A 17,286-nucleotide genomic window follows, 5' to 3' on the forward strand; every position below is an offset into this window, starting at 1 on the left:
GCAGTAATGCGTCATTTCAGTTAAGCCGAGTTCGGGCTTTTTAATTTTTCAGGAAGCAGTAAACCGTGGATATAATTAACGCGATTATTTTAGGTATTATTGAAGGTATAACAGAATTTTTACCCATATCATCAACTGGGCACTTAATTGTAGCGTCAAAGTGGTTAGGCATTGAATCAACAGACACTAACCTCGCCTTCGAAGTCATTATCCAACTTGCCGCCATTTTGGCGGTACTAGCCAACTATAAAGACAAGTTTAGCCCTAAATATTTCAATTTATGGGTGAAAGTTGCCATTGCATTTATTCCTTTGGGTATTATTGGTTTTATATTTAGTGATGTAATAAAAACACTGTTTAGCGTACCTGTAGTGGGTGTTATGTTTATTGTAGGCGGTGTGATTTTTTTACTATTAGAGCGCAGTTATAAAGAGGCTCACTGCACAACTACCGATGTAACCCAAGTTACTTATAAACAAGCTCTTTGGATTGGCGTAGCACAAGTATTTGCGTTAATTCCAGGGACTAGTCGTGCTGGAAGTTCTATTGTTGGTGCCATGTTGTGTGGTTTAAACCGAAAAGCCAGCGCTGAATTTTCATTTTTACTTGGTTTACCTGTACTTGCAGCAGCCTCAGGGTACGACTTACTTAAACATTACCAACTGTTTAGCTTAGATGACCTAACTGCCCTTGCTGTAGGTTTTTTAACGTCTTTTATAGTTGCTTATTTTACTATTAAACTATTCATACGCTTTCTAGAAAATTTCACTTTTGTTAGTTTTGGTCTTTACCGAATCGTATTTGGTGTTATTTTACTAACTAACCTAAATTCTGGTTAAGAGATTTAAAAACACTGTAAATAATAACGATATTTAAGTCTGTCTCTCTCTAGCTAGAAATTTTTGGTGAAAACAAGGCGAATTTACGCGTCAATAGCTGGTCTATTGCAAGGAAATTCAACGCAGTTAGCGCTAAAAATAGCTGCTTGAGATAGATTTATTATTCAGAACTCAGGTTAGCTATAGCCTACACATAAGAGAACATTATGAGCGAAAAAATAAACGAAGAAGCACTCCACGCCCTAAAAATAGCTTTTACTTACATGCCTAAAGCGATTGAAGTGACAAAGTATGAATATGGCGAGCGCTACCAAAGCGTACTTGATCACATTGAAGCGGTACGTGAAACACTGCTTATTAACGATGTTGACCCAGAGGAAGTAGACGGCGATATCAACCCTGAGTACACACCAAACTCAACGTACTAATATACACAATAAGCTGCGAGCAACTTACTCGCAGTTTGTGTTTAAATCAGTTGTGCTTAATTAGAGAAAGTTTATATAAAGTAATAATTAACTAAATATATTTCACTTTTTTGTTAAACTAGTGCTTTATCAAGCTATAGACTTAGTTCTAAAACCAACAGGATGTTTACTATTGAATTTTCTTAGGCAATTTCACGACATAGTATCTAACCAAAGCTTAGACTTTGATGGAAAAACCCATCAACTATTAGCATTTGGACTTGAAGTGTTTAACCTTGATTTAGCTATTATTAGTAAGGTCGAGAAAAACTGCTATACCGTGTTATATGCCATTACGCCAGATAATGCATTAGAAATAGGTACTCAATTTGATTTAGATGGCACCTATTGTGTACACACTCTTAGTGCGGGTTCTGCACTTGCATTTCATAACGTCTCGCAAAGCGCAATTGCTGACCATCCTTGCTATGCAAACTTTAAACTTGAGTCATATATTGGGGCACCTATTAAAATAGGTACCGATATATTTGGAACTGTAAATTTTTCTTCTGCCAATCAATCTCCAGTATTTACAGATGCCGCCTACGACTATATTGAGTTATTTGCGCAGTGGTTAGGGGCAGAACTAGCCCGCAGTATCACTAAAGAAAAATTAATAAAAAACAGCAATAGCTTATTAAAACTAGAAAGCATAGCAAATATAGGCACGTGGGAAGTTGACCTTACTAATAATAAAATTTATTGGAGTCAGCAAACTAAACAAATCCATCAAGTTGATGAAAACTATCAGCCTGAAATTGAATCTGCAGTTAACTTTTATAAAGAAGGTACAAGCAGAGATAAAATAAATAAAGCAGTTGAGCTTGCTATACAACACGGCGAAAAGTGGCATCTAGAACTTGAAATTATTACAGCCAAAAATCAAACCATTTGGGTATCTACATTTGGCGAAGCCGAATTTGACGGTGATACCTGTGTACGTTTGTTTGGTACCTTTCAAAATATTACCGAAGCAGTGACTCTAAGAGAAGAGCTTAAAAATAAACAAGCACAAGCCGAGCGATTACTCGAAGATAGAAGCATGCTTTTTGCAAAAATAAGCCACGAACTTAGAACACCGCTAAATGGCATTACGGGCATGCTTACTACGTTAATAGATGAACATAACGAACAAAAGAGAACCGAAAAAATAAAAGTCGCGCTGCGTAGCGCAGATATACTCTTGAGCATAATAAACGAAGTACTCGATTTTTCTAAAATTAACCACGGTGAGTTAAAACTAGAACCCACGGATGTTTTATTAAATACAACATTTACAGATCTCATTTCTTTGTACACCCCGTTATTTAAAAACAGCAATGTAGAACTAGAAGTAAAAAATGAAATTTCTGATAGCTGCTGGGCATATTGCGATAACACACGCCTAAGTCAAATTACCTCCAACTTATTAAGTAATGCGTTAAAATTTACTGAGCGTGGTTATGTAAAACTGCACACGTCTGTGATTAATAACAATAATAAATTAACGCTAAACATTAAAGTCGCCGATACGGGAAGAGGCATGACTAGCCAATTTCTTGAATCTTTATTCTCCCCTTTTACTCAAGAAGTAGATGCTAAAAACAGTAAAGGAGGCACAGGACTTGGCCTCGCAATAGTTAAAGAACTTGTTGAGTACATGGGCGGAACAATCAAGGTAAGTAGTAAAGTAAATCAAGGAACTACTTTTTCGCTAAGTATCCCTATAGAGCTAGGTAAAGAGCAAAAAGTAGAGCTAAATCCACTATCAAAAATAAACATTAACGCTTCTAAGCTTTCTGTTTTAGTGGTGGATGACAACGACATAAACAGACTCGTTCTTGATGCGTCGCTTAATAAACTCAATATAAAGCCAGACTTTGCAGTAGATGGGCAAGATGCCATATTTAAATGCGAGCAAAAGCATTACGACCTTATTTTTATGGATTGTATTATGCCTATACTCGATGGTTTTGAGGCTACAAAACAACTGCGTTCAAAAAGTATCTGTCCGCACGATTCAACCTATATTGTTGCCCTTACAGCCAATACTTCATCGCAAGATAAATTAGCATGCAAACAAGCTGGTATGGATATGTTTATTTCAAAACCGTTTAAAATGCATTCTTTAGAAGTCGCTATTGCGTCAGCGGCACAATTACTAAAGCTTTAAAAATATTAGCTTTGCACACTTAACTGCGTGCTAAATATAGTTAGATAAGGCATTAACAATGAAAAACATAATTAGAACTATATTACTAACTGTCCTTATTGTTGCAGTATTTAAAGGCGTTTCCACTGGGCAATGGAGCTCATCAATAACAATAGTTATCGTATCAGGCGTATTGCTGTTAGTTACATTTATCAGTGCTAAGTCATCACGTGGATCATCTGCTTATACTGGCAGTGACTCAGCAGTTTCCTCTAGCAGTAGCTCATCGCATTCTCATACAAATTGTAGCGGCGGTGATTCTGGCGGTGGGTGCGATTAAATCGTGAGCTAATTCTTAAGCATTAAAAAAGCCGCCTTTGGAGAAGGGCGGCTTGGGTTAACAAACAGCTATGGGTGTAGCCTTGCTGTTATATCAAGAGAGTTTTTACTAATTACATTAAGCAGCGCTTTGATCAGCTTCTTCAGAGTGACGAATTAAATAATCAAATGCGCCTAAGCTTGCTGTTGCACCACTGCCCATTGCAATAATAATTTGTTTAAACGGAGTATTGGTTGCATCCCCCGCGCCGTAAATTCCTGGTAATGAAGTTGCGCCTTTAGCATCAATTAGTATTTCACCAAATTTGCTTAATTCAAGGTCGCTGTCTTTTAACCACTCGGTATTTGGTATTAAGCCTATTTGTACAAATATACCGGCAAGTTCAAGCTCTTTACTCTCTCCCGACACTCTATCTGTGTACATTAAGCCTGTTACTTTTTTACCATCACCAAGTACTTCGGTTGTTTGTGCACTTTTGATAATAGTAATATTTGCCATACTTTTAGCTTTACGAATAAGCACTTCATCGGCTCGTAGTGTGTCTGCAAATTCAAGTACCGTAACGCTTTGCACAATATTGGCTAAATCGATTGCCGCTTCTATACCTGAATTACCACCACCAATTACAGCAACAGGTTTGCCTTTAAATAAAGGGCCGTCGCAATGTGGGCAATATGCCACACCGTGGCCACGATATTCTTGCTCGCCTGGTACGTTCATTTCGCGCCAGCGTGCACCAGTTGCAAGTACGAGCGACTTGGCTTTAAGTACTGCGCCATTTTCTAGTGTAATTTCGTAACCATTGTTATAACCAAGTGCCGCTGCACGCTGATTATGCATTACATCAACATCGTATTCTTTAACGTGCTCTTCAAGCTGGGCAACCAATTTAGGCCCTTCAGTCGCTTTAATCGAAATAAAGTTCTCTATTGCTAGTGTATCGGCAACTTGTCCACCAAATCTGTCGGCAACAATACCTGTATTTAACCCTTTTCGTGCTGAGTAAATCGCAGCTGACGCACCCGCTGGGCCGCCACCAACTACAAGTACATCAAACTCGTCTTTTTCGCTTAGTGCTGCTGCTTGTTTAGCAGCCCCTTTGCTATCTACTTTATTGAGTATGTCAGTAAGGCTTAGTGCACCTTGGCTAAATGGTTCGCCATTTAAATATACAGCCGGTACAGCTAAGATATTTCGCTCTTCTACTTCATCTTGAAATAATGCACCGTCAATCATGGTGGCTTTAATATTACTGTTTGTCGCTGCCATAGTGTTAAGTGCTTGCACTACTTGCGGGCACGTTTGGCAACTTAAACTTATGTATACTTCAAAGTTCAGCTCTTGAGTAAGCGATTGTATTTGCTCAATGTCTTCGCTTTTAGCTTTACTTGCGTGTCCGCCAGTATGCAAAAGTGCTAACACTAAACTTGTGAATTCATGACCCATAGGTACGCCTGCAAACGTAACATGAGTGTTTTTAATAGGCGAATGTACAACCATTGACGGGCGACGTGCGCTTGTATCAGGATTGCTTATTACAGTAAATTTATCGCTTAGTGAGGCTAAATCGTTTGCTAAGCTTTCTACTTCTGCTGATTTTTTGCTGTCATCCAAGGCAATAAGCAGCTCAACAGGTTGAGTAAGCGATTCGAAATGGCTTTTTAATTGATTTTTTATGTTGTTATCTAACATGGCTTAACCCTTTTAGGAAAATTTAAACAGCAAGCCTCCCATGCCAAATAATGCATGTGCTTAAACAAGTATATTGATATAGGAGGCACCAACAAACGAATGTTCGTTGATTTAAGGGCAGTTACCTGCCCTTATAGTAGGAATAAACCTATATTTAGATTTTACCAACTAAATCTAGTGAAGGTGCAAGTGTGTCTTCACCTGGCTGCCAAGATGCAGGGCAAACTTCACCATCGTGAGTTGCAATGTATTGTGCAGCTTGTACTTTACGAACTAGTTCTTTAGCGCTTCGGCCAATTCCTAAATCGTGAGTTTCGATTACTTTAATTTCGCCTTCTGGGTTCATTACAAATGTACCGCGAAGTGCTAAACCTTCTTCTTCAATCATTACACCAAAGCTACGTGTAATACGCCCTGTTGGGTCGCCAATCATTGGGTAAGTAATTTTACCGATAGTGTCTGACGTGTCGTGCCATGCTTTATGAGTAAAATGAGTGTCAGTAGATACTGAGTAAACTTCTACGCCCATTTCTTTAAGTTGTGCATAGTAATCTGCAAGGTCACCTAATTCGGTAGGACATACAAATGTAAAGTCTGCTGGGTAAAAGAAGAAGATAGACCATTTACCTAGAACATCTTTTTCAGACAATTCTACAAAGTCACCGTTGTGGTAAGCGGTTGCATTGAATGGTTGTAATTTTGTATTGATTAATGAAGTGCTCATGGTATTTCCTCATCTGTGTTTATGTATTTTAAAAGTAATCAACGCTTTCGTTTTAAACGACCTTCTGCGTTGGCTTGATTAATACAATAAGGCCAATGGAAAATTAAATAAAATTGATTATTTAGATTAAAACAATCGATTTTTTGGATTGAACTATATAATCATTGTCATCGTAAGCATTAGTTGAATTGTAAACGCTGGCGAATTATTAAGACCGCTAATCGCAATACTGCTACAATAGCCTCGCTTCAAATAAGTCATTAAATATAAGGCACACCGTAATGGAAAAATTTGTTAACCATATACAGCTAGGTTACCTAGGCTTAATCCCGTTTTTAGGGTGTGTAGGTTGGCCACTCATGTTTGGCAGTAATAGCCTTAACTTGGAGTTTTTTACTTTTTACAGTATCGCCATTTTAGCATTTATGGCGGGTAACTTATGGCGCGCCGGAGAGCAAACTTATAGCAATGCTATAAAAGCTGTTGCGCCTGTAATACCTATACCATTTTTATCATTTTTACCTGTTGAGTGGGCACTCGCTTGGTTAGGTGCTAGTTTTTGGCTAGTACTTTTATTTGAAAAAGCCACGCCGCAATGGCAAACCTATCATAAAGATTATCAAAAAATGCGCTTTGTACTTACCTCTGTTGTATTTGTTTGTCACATTTTGACTATTGGTATGGGTATTTACCCTAAATAGCAGCTGTAAACTTAAATATTACGTGGTAATAAGGTAATATCCGCGCACTGCTATTTGAGGACACACCATGATTGACCAACTACGCCAACAACTCGACGAACTTGGCGAAAACTACGTAGAAAAAAACGCTGCATTTAAAATCAAAGTGATCCCATTTTTTTGTGCTATTCGCATTAAAAAAGATCATAAAAGCGAAGGTCGTTTAAGCTTTTATTCAAGTCAATTACTCGAAATATTTTTAGTCGTCTTATTTTTGCTATTCGGTTTAACACTGTACGATACAGATGCAGGATTTACTCACGGCCCTATTCATATTGCCTTTGCTATTTTAATTACCTTTAATCTTATTATTAAACAAATCGCAATCGAAGGATTAAAAACCAGACTTGCGTTTCATCGTTTACTAGCAAAAGACTCACAAACAAATAGCGATATAAATAATACTGCTACAAACATAAACGCTAAATAAAATATGTATTTAAATCCTCAATGGCGAATACTCACTGTAGGCGATGGCGATTTATCGTTTTCGAACGCTATTTACACCCATCTATCGCCAAAAGCATTGGTTGCATCCACTTACGATGACCAAACTACTATTGAGCAAAAATACCAGCACAATGCACTTAGCAACTTAAAAGCGCATAACGTTGAGGTACTTAATAGTTTTGATGTAACAAACCCTGCATGTTGGCAAGCTCTAAGTGAAAACCAGAAAAGCTTTGATGTGGTTATTTTTCAGTTTCCGCTTATACCTGCATTTGTTGGCCGTGAAGCGTTTGAAAACAACACGCGCCAAACCAGCATGAACGTATTAAACCGCGCTTTACTGCACCAATTTATTAAATACGCTAACGAATACGCGCTTGATAAAAATGGGCCAATGCTTTGTTACATCACCTCAAAGGATGTAAAACCTTATCGAGAATGGAATATAGAAGGGAGTTTAAATAACGGTTTGACCGCAGATTATTTAGGCCAAATCCCATTTGATATTAGCCATTTTGAAGGTTATAAAATTCGTAATGTTGACCGCGATAAACACGTTAAAGACACAAGCGGTATAACTTATGTTTTCAGCCCAAAAAGTCTCGATAAACATACTAGCGAATTAAGCTCACGTCTTACCAAACCTGCATACTTAACATCTAACCATTGCCCCCTATGCCGCGTTGGGCCTTATGTGGCAAGCGAGGACGAAGCCAAGCATCTAAACGCTAAAAAGCATCAGCAAATGCTACATCTTGAAAGCGATTGGCAACAATGGCTAAATGAGTTTTATCGCTAATTAATAGCCCTACTACAGTTTATTTAATTATTCCTTTGCGTGTTTAATTAAATCAGCCGCTTTTTCAGCAATAGCAATTACCGGCGCATTTGTGTTGCCGGTAATAATAGTAGGCATAATCGACGCATCAACTACGCGTAAGTTACTCACCCCGTGTACTCGCAAATTAGTATCTACCACTGCCATTGAGTCTTGCCCCATTTTACATGTCCCTACTGGGTGATATTCGGTATCTGCAGTTTGGCGTATAAACTCAATTAGCTGCTCATCATTATTTATATCAAGCGGGTGGAGCATTTTACCGCGTATGTTATCAAAAGCGTTGCTTTGCATAATAGCGAGTGTTTTTTTAAGGCCTGCAAGCATTACAGTTAAATCATCTGGGTGGCTTAAGTAATTAGGGTCAATAAGTGGAGCACTACGCGGGTTATTATCGGCTAATGTAATAGTACCTCGGCTTTTGGGGCGCATAATACTGCTGTGTATACTGTAACCATGCCCAGTGTGTAATTTACGACTATGATCGTCCACCAGCCCAATAACAAATTCTAGTTGCACATCGGGCGCTGGCGAGTCTTCAAATAATTTAATAAACGCATGCGACTCTGCAAAGTTACTGGTTAATCGCCCTTCTCGTTTACTAAACCAATTAACGCACCCTTTAAAAATACTGGCAATGCCAAGCGGGCTTATACCAAATGTGCCTTTATTTGTTTTTGATTTATAAAGTGGCACTACCGTTAAGTGATCCTGTAAATTAGCGCCAACACCTTCAAGTACGTGCTGAACCTTAATGTTATGTGCACTTAACTGCTCTTTTGGGCCAATACCCGAAAGCATTAATACCTGCGGCGAATTAATAGCGCCAGCACTAAGTATTACCTCTTTTTTAGCACGTAAATTAATAACCTCTTTATTACGCTCTATTTGCACGCCTTGCGCTATCTTATTGGTTATATTTATTTTATTAACGTGGCTATGAGTTAATACCGTTAAATTCGGGCGGTTTAAATACGGTGTTAAATATGCTTTTGCTGCACTACAACGCTCGCCATTGTGCTGAGTTACCTGCGATAAACGCGCACCGCTTTGCTCTTTACCATTTATATCACCGCTTAAATTAACGCCCTGCTCAGCACAGGCATTTAAAAAGTATTGGTTTACATTGCTTGGGTTACTTAGCTCTTGTACATGTAGCGGGCCTTTTGTACCGTGCAGCTCATTATTTATAAACGCTTTATTGTTCTCAGCTTTAATAAAGTACGGGAGTAAGCTATCAAAATCCCATCCCGTATTGCCATTAGCTGCCCATTGGTCGTAATCGTACTTATTACCTCTTATGTAAACCATTGCATTGGTAGAGCTTGACCCACCCAATACTTTGCCACGCGGCACAAAACCACAGCGGTTATTAAGCGCTTTTTGTGGCACCGTATTGTAATGCCAGCTATTTATGCCATAAGGCACACTCGCTGCTATGCCAGCTGGCATTTGCACAAATGCATTTTTATCGCTGCCGCCAGCTTCAATTAAACACACACTGACATTTTTATCCTCAGACAAGCGCGATGCCATAACGCAGCCGCCACTGCCTGCGCCAATCACAATGTAATCAAATGTTGTATTGTTCATGGTGTACCTTAATAAAAGTTTTAAACGGCCTTAACAGTAATAGTGCATAGAAAAACCCAATAAAACTTGATATTTTTAGACATCACTTATTTGGGGTTAACCATGAGCAGCCTAATCAGAGCCACGTCATTACAAGGTATAGACACGCTAATTAGCGAATTTGGCGGCGATCCGCATGAAATAATGCAAAGCTGTAATATTAGTAACGTTGACTTTAAAAATCTCGACAACCAATATTTACCTTATCGAGATTACGCTGAGCTTTTAGAATACTGTGCTTGTAAGTTCAATTGCTCTAGTTTTGGCCTTAAGCTCGCAAGTAGACAAAATTTTGATATTTTAGGACATATTGCAATAGCTGCCAAAAGTAGTACTAATTTAGGTGATGCACTTAATTGGGTTATTAAATACCTTTACTTACACAGCCCTGCACTTAGCTTAAACTCGCATCCTTTAGAGAATGATAAAAGCTTGTTTTTATCATTCGAAATTAATTTAAAACCATTACCGCACATAAACCAAGTCATTGAGCTAACCATTGGTTTAGCATTGGCTGTTATTAAAAAGCTGAGTAATAACCGCTGCAAACCAATTAATATATTTTTGCCAAAAAAATTAAGTACTAATACTCGTGCCTATAACACTTACTTTGGTTGTAACGTTATAGAGCATCGCAACAGCGCTGGCATTGTAATCTCAAAAAGTGATTTAACCCTTGAGCTTGATCACCCTAAACTAAATAAAGTACAAGCAGCGCTAAACTTCTTGGCAAAAAACAAAGAACACACACAACCGTTGCCCAACCAAGTTAGTGCGCTAATTAGGCCTATGCTTCCTATTTATCAATGTAGTAACCAAACTATGTCAGCTGCGCTGGGTATGCACCCGCGTACTCTGCATCGAGAACTTATCAAACATAATACGAGTTTTGTAAAACTTAAAGATGCCACTCGCCGCGCTTTAGCTGCACACTATTTAGCGCAAAACCAATTTACAATATCAACCATATCTGAGCTTTTAGGGTATCAGGAACAAGCAACACTAAGTGTTAATGTTAAACGCTGGTTTGGGTGCTCCCCTCGAGCATATAGAACTAAAAAAATGTTAAACTAAACACTCTTATTATTATTTTTATTTAAGCTAAGGAGTGAGCATGAACTTTGTTATTGTTGGCACCAATTTTATTAGCGACACATTGTTAGCCGCTGCAAATACGTTAAACGATTTTAATTTATATGGGGTGTGCTCGCGCGCAGTATCTAGCGGCGAAGCGTTTTTAGCCAAACACCCACAAAATGCACAAGCAAAAATTTTCACCTCAATCGAGCAAGTTTGCCAAGATAAACATGTCGATGCTGTCTACATAGCCGCCCCTAACAGCTTACACAAACAATATGCCATTATGTGTCTAGAAGCGGGTAAACATGTCCTTGGCGAAAAACCATCAGCAGCCAACTCTAAAGAGCTTGCAAGCATTATAGCTGCAGCAAAAAAGCATCAGCGCCTTTACATGGAAGCCATGATGACCACTCACTTGCCTAACTATGAACAGCTGCAACAAGCAATGGTAAAAATTGGCACACCACGTAAATATATTGGCCAGTACAGTCAATACTCATCGCGTTACGATAAGTATAAAAATGGCGAACGCCCAAACACATTTTTACCCGAGTTTGCTAACGGCGCTTTAGTTGATTTAGGGATTTACCCACTGTATTTATTAATTGCACTTTGGGGGGCACCAAAAAGCGTGAGTGCCAGTGGCGTATTGCTTGATACTGGTGTAGATGGTGCGGGCGATGTATTACTAAACTACGCTGATAAACAAGCCGTTATTAGTTACTCCAAAATATCGCAAGGCGACAACATAACCGAAATACAAGGCGAGCTTGGGCGCATACGTATAGAAGCGGTATCGCAACTTAAAAAGGTGGAGTTTATTGCTAATAATGGTGATGTAGAGGTTATATCCCAGCCGTTTGATGGGCACTTTATGAAATACGAAGTTGAGCATTTTATGTCATTAGTAAAGCAAAATATCCTTGAGTCACCAATTAATACGCACATTTTAGCCAGTAACGTAATGAGCGTTCTTGATGAAGCGCGCAAACAGCTTGGGGTTGTGTACCCTAGGGCGTGTTGACCTTTCGTGATTGATTTTGCAGCTGTATGTTTGGTTTTTAGGCAAGGCAGAGCCTATGTAGTGTGGTTATTCCCCATAAATAGGCGATAACGCAGCATAAATGCCAAACATGCGCTGCCCTTGGGTTCTTTCTAGGGACGATTAACTCTTTGTTGCTCGGTTTTTACTTAGCCCACTAGGTTACAAACCTCGCGCCGCGATTAAATCGTCCCTAGATTGAACAAATTTCAATCCACAAAGGTCAACACGCCCTAACGACTAATTAAATAAAATATGGGCGTTAACCAACGACAGTTAACGCCCAGAAGAAAGCTTAAATAGCTCTCGTACAACGACACATCTTACAAAACACTTTAAAATAGCGATCCCCATCCATGGGCAATCAAATACTTCTACAACAAACTTAACACTGACAACCCAACTCGGTTTATTACCAATATTTGTTACTCAATAACCTTAAATCTAACCTAACACATAAAAACATTACCAATCAAGCTGGCCAATTGCATTATTTTAAACTAAATTGGTAATACAAGAATGCAACCATTGGTGTATAGTGGTTTTTAACCCTAACATCGCGTTAGAATTTTGACATAATAGTGAATTTTAAGGTAACCTCTGATATTAACAGTTGGTTTTGACTTATAGGCCCCAGAGGCCATTATTCCTTAAGGTAATGAAGGTAAAGTATGGGTAATCGTCGCTTATTTTGGCGCATAGTTGATAAAATTGAGTCTTTAATAAATCAAGGCGAATTTTCTGCTGGGAGTCGTTTACCACCTGAACGTGAACTTGCAGAAATGTTTGATGTAAGTCGCCCTACCATTAGAGAAGCTATTATCGCATTAGAAGTACGTGGCCGAGTTGAAGTTAAAACCGGCTCTGGTGTTTACGTAGTAGAACAAAAAAATGCATCTATAAAATCAAAAGAAATCAGTGCATTTGAACTCACTCAAGCTCGCGCATTAATTGAAGGCGAAATTGCCGCTTTAGCTGCTCAAAGCATTACAGAAGAAGAACTAGAGCAACTAAATAAAACATTAATTGCTATGGAAAAAGGCCTGTATGTTGAGCAAGCCGATCGTGAGTTCCACGAAATTATAGCTAGAGCAACGCGTAATAAAGCACTTGAATTTGCAGTGTCTAACTTGTGGGATTTACGTTTAACAAATCCACAAATTGTTGCTGACTATGGCAGTGTGTGTAAAAACAATAACGAGTGCGTTATGGATGAACACACCGCTATTTATACAGCCCTAAAGTCGCATGATGCAAATGCAGCGCGCAGTGCAATGCACAAACATTTTAACCGCTTAATTAATGCTTTATTTGATGCCGTAGAATCGCGCGCACTTGAAGAAATTAAACGCAAAAATGATGAAAAACGAGGCCTCTACTCGCTTGATGGCTTAGTTAATAAAAGTGCCCACTAAGGTCTTTTAACCAACTTATTAAAGTTAGCAAACACCTGTTTGCTAACTTTACCTCTTACTTTATTTATCTGCCCTATTTAATATACTTTTAATTGCGTTATTTTTGGTCGCAAACACTTACCTATAAATTTAAAAAAAGATACTATGCCGCCATTAATATCGGGCGGGTTTAGCTTTTATACTCCCTGCATTACATAACTAATTGATAGAGTTACTCAACTCAAGGATTAAAATGCAAGCATCTTCAAAAAGTTATTTACTGGCTATCGTGTGTGTATTGCTTGCCATGATGACCATTCAAACGGGCGCGTCGTTTGCAAAACAGCTTTTTCCTATTGTTGGCCCTGAAGGTACAACTGCCCTTAGGCTTGGTTTTTCTGCATTTATACTTTGCTTAGTGTTTAAACCTTGGAAACACTTACCCACTTCTGGTAATCGTATTCCTATAATTGTGTATGGTTTAAGTTTAGGCGGCATGAATATTTTGTTTTATTACGCCATTGAACGCATTCCACTAGGCATAGGTGTAGCGCTTGAATTTACAGGCCCGCTTGCTGTTGCCTTATTTTCATCACGCCGCAAACGTGACTTGTTTTGGGTTGCCTGTGCTATTGCTGGTATTTTGCTTTTGCTTCCAGATATGAGCGGCCAAGACAGCCTTGATCCATTGGGTGTATCGCTTGCGCTTGGTGCCGGTGCATGTTGGGCAGGTTATATATTATTTGGTAAAAAAACGGGCACACAAAGCTCTGGTGGAGCCACTGTCGCATTGGGCATGACTGTTGCCGCTATAGTGCTAGTGCCTTACGGCGGCATTATGCAAAGCGCCGCGTTTACATGGGAAATTATCCCATTAGGGATTGGTATTGCTATTTTATCAAGTGCACTGCCTTATACACTTGAAATGGTTGCACTGCGTAACATGCCTTCACAAGGGTTTAGCGTAATGATGAGCTTAGAGCCTGCAATTGCCTCGCTCGCAGGGTTTATTATACTGGGTGAATTGCTTACTTTATGGCAGTGGCTCGCTATTTTGCTTGTAATTATTGCATCTGTTGGTAGCTCGTTTTCAAACGCAAAAAAACAGGCTACTTAATTAACTACCAAACTAACCTAAACAAGTTAAATAAAGTCACCACGCAACATGGTGACTTTATTGTGTTGTATCTGGTAATTTTTTAACTCACAGCCTTACTTTGCTTTTTAGTTGTAACCAAATAACCAATCAACGAAATAAGCGGCATGCCGGTAGCCACCAGTGCAATACCTGTCCATCCGCCCGCTTCATATAGTGGGCTGGCAATAAGCGAGCCTACTGCGCCACCTACAAATATACTCGTCATGTAAATAGCGTTTAAACGCGCACGGCTTTGTGGCTCTAGTGCATACACTGCACGTTGACCCAATACCATATTGGCCTGCACAGAAAAATCAATAAACACACCGGTTAATGCCAATACTATAATGCCGTAAGGTAACTCAAATAAGCTAGGTAAAAAGCACAATGCTGCAATAAGTTTGGCCAGTAACGATAACTGATGCGTATAACCTTTATCAGCCAAACGCCCAACAATGGGGGCTGCTACAGCACCTGCTGCGCCCACTAGTGCAAATAATGCTATTTCTGATTGGGATAAACCATACTCACGGGCAAGCACAACCGGTACGCTCGTCCAAAATAAACTGAACGATGCAAACATTAACGCTTGAAAAAGTGAACGTTGGCGCAGCACTGGTTGGCTAATCATTAACTGTTTAAGCGATTTTAATAACTTAAAATACGTTGTTTTATGGGTCGGTTGCCTGCTTGGAATAGCAAAATAAATTACGCCTGCAATAAACACCATACACCCTGCTGCAAAGTAAAATACAGCACGCCAACCAAAGTGATCGGCTATTAAGCTCGATATAGGTCTTGCTAGCAAAATACCTAACAACAAACCCGCCATAATATTACCAAGAACTTGTCCGCGTTTTTCGTCAGACGATAAATGCGCAGCAAGTGGAATAAGCACCTGAACAGAAACCGAACTTATACCTATCATCAAACACAAAATAAGCATTACATTAGGTGAATCAGCAAGTGCCGTACCCACTAAACTCAAAAACGACACACCAAGAGTGACCAACATAAGCTTTTTATTTTCAACTAAATCAGCTAGTGGTACTAAAAAAAACAACCCCAAAGCGTAGCCTATTTGTGTAAGCGATACGATAAGGCTAGCACTGCGTGAACTTAATCCAACTTCTGGGGCAAGTAACTCAATAATAGGTTGAGCGTAATAAATATTGGCAACAATAAGACCGCAACACAAAGCAATAATAGTAACGAGTGTATTGCTAAGAGGTTGCGCTGAAACGCCTGTTTGGGTCATGTGTGTCTCTACTTTATAAAAATAATAAAACCCAACCCGCAAACGCGGGTTGGGTTTCTACAAAAAAACTAAACTTTATTTTATTGGTGATGGCTGCCCATGTGGGCTTGAGCGTAAATACTGTTTAGGTGCAGTTACTGTAGCGCCAAGCTCTGCAGCTGCATGCCACGGCCAGTGCGGGTTATATAAAATGCCACGCGCTAGTGCTACGCCATCGGCTTGCTGCTCACTAATAATATCTTCGGCTTGTTGCGCCTGTGTAATTAAACCCACCGCTATAACAGGCATTTTAACCGCTTCTTTTATGGCTGTTGCAAACGGTACCTGGAAATTAGGTTTAACTGGTATTTGTTGCTCTGGGCTTAGGCCCGCCGTACTTACATGAATAAAATCACAACCTAGTTCATCAAGCGCTTTACTAAGCACTATCGATTGCTCTAAATCCCAGCCACCTTCAACCCAATCGGTTGCCGAAATACGCACACCCACTGCTTTATTACTGGGGAATACCGCTCTTACCGCTTTAAACACATCAAGTAATAAGCGCATTCTGTTTTCTAGGCTGCCACCGTAGTTGTCATCGCGCTTGTTTGAAAGTGGCGACAAAAATTGATGTAACAGGTAACCGTGCGCACCATGTAGCTCGATTAAATCAAGGCCGAGTTCATCAGCGCGTTTAGCTGCACTTACAAAATCTTTAATTAGTGAATCTATGTCAGATTGGCTCATTGCTTTTGGCACCGGGCTGTTAGCGTCGTACGCAATTGCCGAAGGTGCGAGCGTTTGCCAGCCATTTACATCATCAGGTGCAATGGCATCACCACCGTCCCATGGTTTTTCAGTTGATGCTTTGCGCCCAGCATGCGCTAACTGAATACCAATAGGCATAGGGCTGTATTGCCTTACTGCTTTTAGGCTTTTGCCTAGTGCTTGTTGGGTTTCGTTATTCCAAAGCCCTAAATCGCCGTAACTAATACGCCCTTCTGGGTTTACTGCTGTTGCTTCTAAAATAAGTAACCCTGCACCACTTAAACTCAATTGGCCTAAATGAATAGTATGCCAATCGCTAGCAGCGCCATTATTGGCTGAATACTGGCACATGGGTGCAATAATAATACGGTTATCTAACGTTACTTGCCCAAGTGATAAAGGCGAAAATAGTTGGCTCATTGTTAATCCTTAAAAACACGCACAAAAAAGTGCGGACAAAATAAAAAAGAGAATACGAAGCGGCAATCAAACACGCTCACTCAATAACTTAAACTGTCACTAATAATGGCGACTTAACATTCTTAATGGGGATCAAAATACACTTTAATAGTGCTAATAAAAGTATAAGTAATGACATTATGAAATATTAATTTTAATGTAATAATTTGTTTAACGAGCACGTCATAACACCATCTTAAAAATATGAATGACTATTTACCATTGTTGAAGGGTTTAGTTTTTAATCTAAATGTACCTAATTACGCTAAGTTATTGCTTAAATTGCCTATTAACCAAATAAAAACCCTACAC

The 17,286-nt window shown here is 39.3% G+C and carries 16 protein-coding genes; 11 read left to right on the forward strand and 5 right to left on the reverse strand.

Going from position 1 to position 17,286, the window contains the following annotated elements:
* Positions 1–65: 65 nt before the first annotated feature.
* The 4 genes from QMA08_RS08770 (at position 66) to QMA08_RS08785 (ending at position 3,777) form a co-directional block, all read left to right on the forward strand.
* On the forward strand, positions 66–839 hold the full coding sequence (locus QMA08_RS08770) for an undecaprenyl-diphosphate phosphatase (protein WP_290174217.1): 774 nt from the start codon (positions 66–68) through the stop codon (positions 837–839).
* A gap of 206 nt (positions 840–1,045) precedes the next feature.
* Entirely contained in the window at positions 1,046–1,267 is a 222-nt protein-coding gene (locus QMA08_RS08775) for a hypothetical protein (RefSeq protein ID WP_002960604.1), read from the forward strand.
* Between the two features lie 172 nt (positions 1,268–1,439).
* A complete protein-coding gene (locus tag QMA08_RS08780; protein WP_290174218.1) occupies positions 1,440–3,458 on the forward strand; it encodes an ATP-binding protein in 2,019 nt (672 codons plus the stop codon).
* Between the two features lie 58 nt (positions 3,459–3,516).
* Complete coding sequence (locus QMA08_RS08785; protein ID WP_290174219.1) at positions 3,517–3,777, forward strand: hypothetical protein; 261 nt, start codon at positions 3,517–3,519, stop codon at positions 3,775–3,777.
* A gap of 117 nt (positions 3,778–3,894) precedes the next feature.
* Here QMA08_RS08785 and ahpF read toward each other — a convergent pair whose 3' ends face one another.
* Complete coding sequence (ahpF, locus tag QMA08_RS08790) at positions 3,895–5,469, reverse strand: alkyl hydroperoxide reductase subunit F (RefSeq protein WP_200220366.1); 1,575 nt, start codon at positions 5,467–5,469, stop codon at positions 3,895–3,897.
* A gap of 154 nt (positions 5,470–5,623) precedes the next feature.
* Complete coding sequence (gene ahpC / locus QMA08_RS08795; protein ID WP_182753362.1) at positions 5,624–6,193, reverse strand: alkyl hydroperoxide reductase subunit C; 570 nt, start codon at positions 6,191–6,193, stop codon at positions 5,624–5,626.
* 281 nt (positions 6,194–6,474) lie between these two features.
* Here ahpC and QMA08_RS08800 point away from each other — a divergent pair, with 281 nt between their 5' ends.
* The 3 genes from QMA08_RS08800 to QMA08_RS08810 all read left to right on the forward strand — a co-directional run bounded on the left by QMA08_RS08800 (position 6,475) and on the right by QMA08_RS08810 (position 8,182).
* The gene (locus QMA08_RS08800) at positions 6,475–6,894 is read left to right on the forward strand and encodes a DUF3429 domain-containing protein (protein WP_182671073.1); all 420 of its coding nucleotides are present in this window, start codon (positions 6,475–6,477) and stop codon (positions 6,892–6,894) included.
* A gap of 67 nt (positions 6,895–6,961) precedes the next feature.
* The gene (locus QMA08_RS08805) at positions 6,962–7,363 is read left to right on the forward strand and encodes a hypothetical protein (RefSeq protein WP_002960599.1); all 402 of its coding nucleotides are present in this window, start codon (positions 6,962–6,964) and stop codon (positions 7,361–7,363) included.
* 3 nt (positions 7,364–7,366) lie between these two features.
* A complete protein-coding gene (locus tag QMA08_RS08810; protein ID WP_290174220.1) occupies positions 7,367–8,182 on the forward strand; it encodes a class I SAM-dependent methyltransferase in 816 nt (271 codons plus the stop codon).
* Positions 8,183–8,209: 27 nt separating this feature from the next.
* Here QMA08_RS08810 and QMA08_RS08815 read toward each other — a convergent pair whose 3' ends face one another.
* Complete coding sequence (locus QMA08_RS08815) at positions 8,210–9,814, reverse strand: GMC family oxidoreductase N-terminal domain-containing protein (protein WP_290174221.1); 1,605 nt, start codon at positions 9,812–9,814, stop codon at positions 8,210–8,212.
* Between the two features lie 102 nt (positions 9,815–9,916).
* Between QMA08_RS08815 and QMA08_RS08820 the strand changes: the two genes are divergently transcribed.
* The 4 genes from QMA08_RS08820 (at position 9,917) to QMA08_RS08835 (ending at position 14,486) form a co-directional block, all read left to right on the forward strand.
* Complete coding sequence (locus QMA08_RS08820) at positions 9,917–10,927, forward strand: AraC family transcriptional regulator (protein ID WP_290174222.1); 1,011 nt, start codon at positions 9,917–9,919, stop codon at positions 10,925–10,927.
* Between the two features lie 40 nt (positions 10,928–10,967).
* Positions 10,968–11,957, forward strand: a complete 990-nt coding sequence (locus QMA08_RS08825; RefSeq protein WP_290174223.1) for a Gfo/Idh/MocA family oxidoreductase — start codon at positions 10,968–10,970, stop codon at positions 11,955–11,957.
* Between the two features lie 689 nt (positions 11,958–12,646).
* Complete coding sequence (locus QMA08_RS08830) at positions 12,647–13,390, forward strand: FadR/GntR family transcriptional regulator (RefSeq protein WP_002960591.1); 744 nt, start codon at positions 12,647–12,649, stop codon at positions 13,388–13,390.
* A 232-nt stretch (positions 13,391–13,622) separates the two neighbouring features.
* Entirely contained in the window at positions 13,623–14,486 is an 864-nt protein-coding gene (locus QMA08_RS08835; RefSeq protein WP_290174224.1) for a DMT family transporter, read from the forward strand.
* An 82-nt stretch (positions 14,487–14,568) separates the two neighbouring features.
* On the opposite strand, the gene QMA08_RS08840 is transcribed toward QMA08_RS08835, so the two are convergent.
* Both QMA08_RS08840 and QMA08_RS08845 read right to left on the reverse strand, forming a co-directional pair.
* On the reverse strand, positions 14,569–15,765 hold the full coding sequence (locus tag QMA08_RS08840) for an MFS transporter (RefSeq protein ID WP_290174225.1): 1,197 nt from the start codon (positions 15,763–15,765) through the stop codon (positions 14,569–14,571).
* Positions 15,766–15,840: 75 nt separating this feature from the next.
* Positions 15,841–16,935: an NADH:flavin oxidoreductase/NADH oxidase gene (locus tag QMA08_RS08845; RefSeq protein WP_138490336.1), complete on the reverse strand. Its 1,095-nt coding sequence runs from the start codon at positions 16,933–16,935 to the stop codon at positions 15,841–15,843.
* Positions 16,936–17,286: the final 351 nt, after the last annotated feature.

The organism is Pseudoalteromonas sp. APC 3355 (genome assembly GCF_030407615.1).
In the GTDB taxonomy this organism is placed as follows: domain Bacteria; phylum Pseudomonadota; class Gammaproteobacteria; order Enterobacterales; family Alteromonadaceae; genus Pseudoalteromonas; species Pseudoalteromonas distincta.

What these genes read in the sequence shown, in the direction of transcription:
- QMA08_RS08775 (WP_002960604.1), top strand. Translation starts at nt 1,046, where the DNA reads ATGAGCGAAAAAATAAACGAAGAAGCACTCCACGCCCTAAAAATAGCT.
- QMA08_RS08785 (WP_290174219.1), top strand. Translation starts at nt 3,517, where the DNA reads ATGAAAAACATAATTAGAACTATATTACTAACTGTCCTTATTGTTGCA.
- ahpF (WP_200220366.1), bottom strand. Translation starts at nt 5,469, where the DNA reads ATGTTAGATAACAACATAAAAAATCAATTAAAAAGCCATTTCGAATCG.
- ahpC (WP_182753362.1), bottom strand. Translation starts at nt 6,193, where the DNA reads ATGAGCACTTCATTAATCAATACAAAATTACAACCATTCAATGCAACC.
- QMA08_RS08800 (WP_182671073.1), top strand. Translation starts at nt 6,475, where the DNA reads ATGGAAAAATTTGTTAACCATATACAGCTAGGTTACCTAGGCTTAATC.
- QMA08_RS08805 (WP_002960599.1), top strand. Translation starts at nt 6,962, where the DNA reads ATGATTGACCAACTACGCCAACAACTCGACGAACTTGGCGAAAACTAC.
- QMA08_RS08810 (WP_290174220.1), top strand. Translation starts at nt 7,367, where the DNA reads ATGTATTTAAATCCTCAATGGCGAATACTCACTGTAGGCGATGGCGAT.
- QMA08_RS08815 (WP_290174221.1), bottom strand. Translation starts at nt 9,814, where the DNA reads ATGAACAATACAACATTTGATTACATTGTGATTGGCGCAGGCAGTGGC.
- QMA08_RS08820 (WP_290174222.1), top strand. Translation starts at nt 9,917, where the DNA reads ATGAGCAGCCTAATCAGAGCCACGTCATTACAAGGTATAGACACGCTA.
- QMA08_RS08825 (WP_290174223.1), top strand. Translation starts at nt 10,968, where the DNA reads ATGAACTTTGTTATTGTTGGCACCAATTTTATTAGCGACACATTGTTA.
- QMA08_RS08830 (WP_002960591.1), top strand. Translation starts at nt 12,647, where the DNA reads ATGGGTAATCGTCGCTTATTTTGGCGCATAGTTGATAAAATTGAGTCT.
- QMA08_RS08835 (WP_290174224.1), top strand. Translation starts at nt 13,623, where the DNA reads ATGCAAGCATCTTCAAAAAGTTATTTACTGGCTATCGTGTGTGTATTG.
- QMA08_RS08840 (WP_290174225.1), bottom strand. Translation starts at nt 15,765, where the DNA reads ATGACCCAAACAGGCGTTTCAGCGCAACCTCTTAGCAATACACTCGTT.
- QMA08_RS08845 (WP_138490336.1), bottom strand. Translation starts at nt 16,935, where the DNA reads ATGAGCCAACTATTTTCGCCTTTATCACTTGGGCAAGTAACGTTAGAT.